Here is a 4,024-nt window from a genome sequence, read left to right as displayed (position 1 = left end):
GCACCCACAAGGCACCCACCGTGGCGACCTGGCTGGACAACCACCCACGCTTCCACATGCACTACACGCCAACCTATTCCAGCTGGATCAACCAGGTGGAACGGTGGTTCGCCGAACTGACCCGCCAAATGCTCGAACGCGGCGATCACCGCAGCGTGCAAGCCCTGGAAAAAGACATCCGCGCCTGGGCCAGAGCCTGGAACGAGAACCCAAAACCGTTCGTATGGACCAAGACCGCCGAACAGATCCTCGAATCCCTCGGACGCTTAATCAAATGAATTAACGGCGCAAGTCACTAGGATGAACGCGTGAACGCCATGCCAGAGATCCCCGTCCCGGACACCGACAAGCGTCGTCGCCGCCGGGGTGCGTTAGGCCTTGGCGGCGCGGTCAGCACATTGTTGACCTTCAGCATGGGGCCGCTGACGCTGAGTAACTCACCGCCTGCGAAGGCCGACGAATTCGGGATCGACGAACTGGTTGCTGACGTGTTCGGCAGCGTGGCCGACGGTGCGGGTGCGGCCGCGGGTGCGGGCTCCGCAAGCGGTTTGGGCACCCTTGCCGGGGATCTGTCGATGCTTGATCCATCATTCGCGCCTTTTATGCAGGACATCAACAGCTGGCTTGTGGCCAACTGGATCAACACTCCGCTGGGTCAGCAGGTTGACAGCTTGGTCAACTCACTGTTCACGCCGGGGGCGGCGGCCGATCCTTCGGCGGGTGCGTGTGGCTTGATTTGCAACGGCGCGCCGGGCACCGAAGCCAGCCCTGATGGTCAAGGCGGCGGGGTGCTCTTCGGAAACGGCGGTAACGGCTTTAGCTGGACCTCTGCCGATGACCCCTCCGGGGCCCCTGAGGCCGGTGGTGAGGGCGGCAGCGCGGGTTTGTTCGGCAACGGCGGCAACGGCGGGGCCGGCCTGTTCGGCGGCGGCGGCGGCGACGGCGGTGCCAGCGGGGTGTTCTACGGCGACGGCGGCGCCGGCGGCGACGGCGGCGCCGCGGCTGTTCTGCCCGCCGACGCGACACCGGGCACTACCGGCGGTGCTGGCGGTGCCGGTGGCGCCGGCGGTGATGTCGGGGCACTGGACTTCTTCGGCAACGGCGGTGATGGTGGTCACGGCGGGGCCGGCTCGGACGGCACGACCGGCGTCGACGAGACCACAGCTGGTGCGACCGGCGGTACCGGCGGCGATGGCGGCGCCGGCGGTGCCGGCGGCAACGGCGGCACAGGTGGGTTCCTCGGCACCGGCGGCGCCGGCGGCGACGGCGGGGCGGGCGGCAATGGCGGGGCGGGCGGCAGCGGCGGCGTCGGGGCGCTCGGTGGGTCTGGTGGTGCCGCCGGCCACGGTGGTGCCGCCGGTGCCGGCGGCACCGGCCGCCACCTCGGTGCCGACGGCGAGACCGGACCAACCGGGCAGACCGGCTCGACCGGGCCGCCCGGTCCGACCCCGACGGACTCGGTGACATTGACGCTGTCAGATGAGCGCCTGGTCACGACCCTCTCGGTCGGCAGCAACGGACCCACCGATCAGGTGATAGTCGACACCGGATCCACCGGCCTGGTACTGCCGCCCCAGGACGTCAACACATCCAGCCTCACCTACACCGGGCAGACGGGCACCGTGACCTACGGCGACGGCGGGAACTACCTGACCGAAACCTACAAGGTCTACGACGGGACAGTGCACTTCGACAACGGAATTTCCACCTCGTCGAACACCCCCATCGCCGTCGTGCAGACGATGACCGACAGCGGCAGCTCTTATCCGGCCTCGCAAGCACCTGCCATCTTGGGGATCGGGGTCGACGATGGCGGACCGATGGTGGGCGCTAGCCCGGTGCAATATTTGCCAGGCAGCCTCAGCCAGGGTGTGCTGCTCGACGAGCCCGCCGGGACCATGACATTCGGAGTCGTCACGCCGTCGCCCTCGACCCCGTACACGACGGGTGCGCCGGTTAGCACGCTGGAGATCAGTATCGATGGCGGGCCCCCGGTGCCGGCACAGGATGCGTTCATCGATTCCGGCGGCCTGTACGGCGACATGCCGACCCGTCTTAACGCCCCTATCAGCGGCGGCTACGTGGATTCGGGAACGACCGTCACCGTCGAGAACAGCAGCGGCACTGTGCTGTACACGACAACCGTGGGCTTCGAGCAGATGTCGGTCGTGTCGAGCGCGGCCGGTGGCGACTTCAACAGCGGCATCACCCCGTTCCTGGAAGACCCGATTTACCTCTCCTACAGTCCCGCCGGCACCGGGACGATGTACTTCGGCACCTAACCCGCCGTGCTCGCCGGGCCGCCCTCTATCCGGTGCGGATGACAAGCTCATGTGGTCGACTAGACGTGTGCTCCTCGTCAGTCAACACCAGCTCGGCCTTCGGTCTCCCGCGCGATGCCATAGCTGAATCATCGCACACGCCAAGATGTCTCGCTGTGCAGCGACACCAGCAACCAGCGGTTACAATTATGTGACGGATTAACGGCGCAGCACACTAGGGACTCCAGTTGACCAAGTCGGCCCACGCCCAGGCCCGACGGTAGGCGTCGGCAAACCACGGCTCCTCGGCCTCGGCGTACCGCGCGATCCCGGCCGCCGCCTGTTCGGCGCGGCGTTTGACGGCGAGGTAGTCTTCGCGCGCCTCGGGATTGGCCCCCAGCCAGTCGATGAACAACAGGGCAAACTGCTGATTGGGCCAGCCGGCGACCCGGATATGGACGTTCGTCGGCCGTCCCGGATCGGCCGACGCATGAAACCTCTTCTGCCACAGCGCCGGCTCGTCGGAGTGCTCGAACGAGCCGACGGTGCTGCGAGCGTCCGTTTGCGGGACGTCCGCGGTAATCCGTTCGACACGGGGGTAACCGACAGCTAGTAGCCCGTCGCTACATTCGTCGGCGAGGGCCATCGATTTCACGCTTACCTGGATGCCGATGACGTTCCTGGCATCCATCCCCGGCACCGCCGTCGATCCGATGTGGTCGACCCGCACCGCTCGGTGTCCGCACGCGGCCTTAATCCGGGCGACGATACGCCCCGCCTGCTCGGGCCAGGTCGGGTCGGCCGGCACCAGCTGCGTCGGCGACGGCGCGGGCCGCCGCTCCTGAAGATTCTGCGCGAACGGCAGGATGCGTCGCCGCCACAGCTCGCGAACTCGCTCGATGAGCTCCCCCGGCGAGCCCGAGTTATCCAGCCAGACATCGGCAACCGCACGCCGCTGCTCTTCGCTGGCCTGGGCGGCGATGCGGGCACGGACGCCGGCCTCGGCCATGCCGCGGGACTGCACGAGTCGCCTCACCCGAACCTCTAAATCCGCGTGCACGACGACGACCAGCGGGAAAAGCGGCGCCATCTGCGACTCGACCAGTAGTGGGATGTCCTCGACGACGACCGCATCCTCCGACGCCGCCGCGATCAATTCGCTACGCCGGCGGGCCACCAGCGGATGCACGATCGCGTTCAACGTCGCGCGTTTCTCTTCGTCGCTGAACGCGACCTCAGCCAGCGCCGAGCGGTCCAGCGACCCATCGGGCAACAGGATCTCCGATCCGAACGCCGCGATCAGCGCTGCCAGGCCGTCGGTGCCCGGTTCGACGACCTCACGGGCGATCACGTCGCCGTCGACGACGATGCCGCCGCACTCCCTGAAGGCGGCCGCCACTGTCGACTTTCCGGCGCCGATGCCGCCGGTCAGCCCGATCCGCAGCACCGGCCCACCCTGGACAACTCCGGCCGCTAGGCGCTGCCGGCGAGCTTCTCCCGTAGGGCCGCGAGCTGCTCGTCGCTGGCCAGCGAGCCGCCCGCCGACTCTGCCCGGAGCGACCCGTTGGCCGGCGAAGCGGACCGGTCGGCACCTGCGGCATCTGCCGATTGGGCGGCGGCGAACTTCTCCATCTGCGCGGTGTGCATCGTGTGCCGGCGTTCGGCCTCGGCGTAGCGGGCCTCCCATTCGGCGCGCTGGGTTTCGAAGCCGTCCAGCCACTCGTTGGTCTCCGAGTCGAAGCCCTCGGGGAAGATGTAGTTGC

The 4,024-nt window shown here is 68.0% G+C and carries 3 protein-coding genes and 1 pseudogene; 2 read left to right on the top strand and 2 right to left on the bottom strand.

What is annotated here, in order from left to right:
* On the top strand, positions 1 to 278 hold a 278-nt coding region (locus tag AC2VON_RS10570; protein WP_486952911.1), incomplete at its 5' end, for a transposase.
* 39 nt (positions 279 to 317) lie between these two features.
* A complete protein-coding gene (locus tag AC2VON_RS10565; RefSeq protein WP_486952912.1) occupies positions 318 to 2,282 on the top strand; it encodes a PecA family PE domain-processing aspartic protease in 1,965 nt (654 codons plus the stop codon).
* Positions 2,283 to 2,496: 214 nt separating this feature from the next.
* Here the strand turns inward: AC2VON_RS10565 and coaE are convergent, their stop codons facing one another.
* The gene (gene coaE, locus AC2VON_RS10560; protein ID WP_486952910.1) at positions 2,497 to 3,708 is read right to left on the bottom strand and encodes a dephospho-CoA kinase; all 1,212 of its coding nucleotides are present in this window, start codon (positions 3,706 to 3,708) and stop codon (positions 2,497 to 2,499) included.
* 26 nt (positions 3,709 to 3,734) lie between these two features.
* Positions 3,735 to 4,024 (bottom strand): annotated as a pseudogene (gene rpsA / locus AC2VON_RS10555) (30S ribosomal protein S1); the annotation flags it as partial.

The sequence above is a fragment of the Mycobacterium sp. TH-M82 genome (assembly GCF_057473605.1).
This window is presented reverse-complemented; position numbering and strand designations above follow the sequence as displayed.

What these genes read in the sequence shown, in the direction of transcription:
- AC2VON_RS10565 (WP_486952912.1), top strand. Translation starts at nt 318, where the DNA reads ATGCCAGAGATCCCCGTCCCGGACACCGACAAGCGTCGTCGCCGCCGG.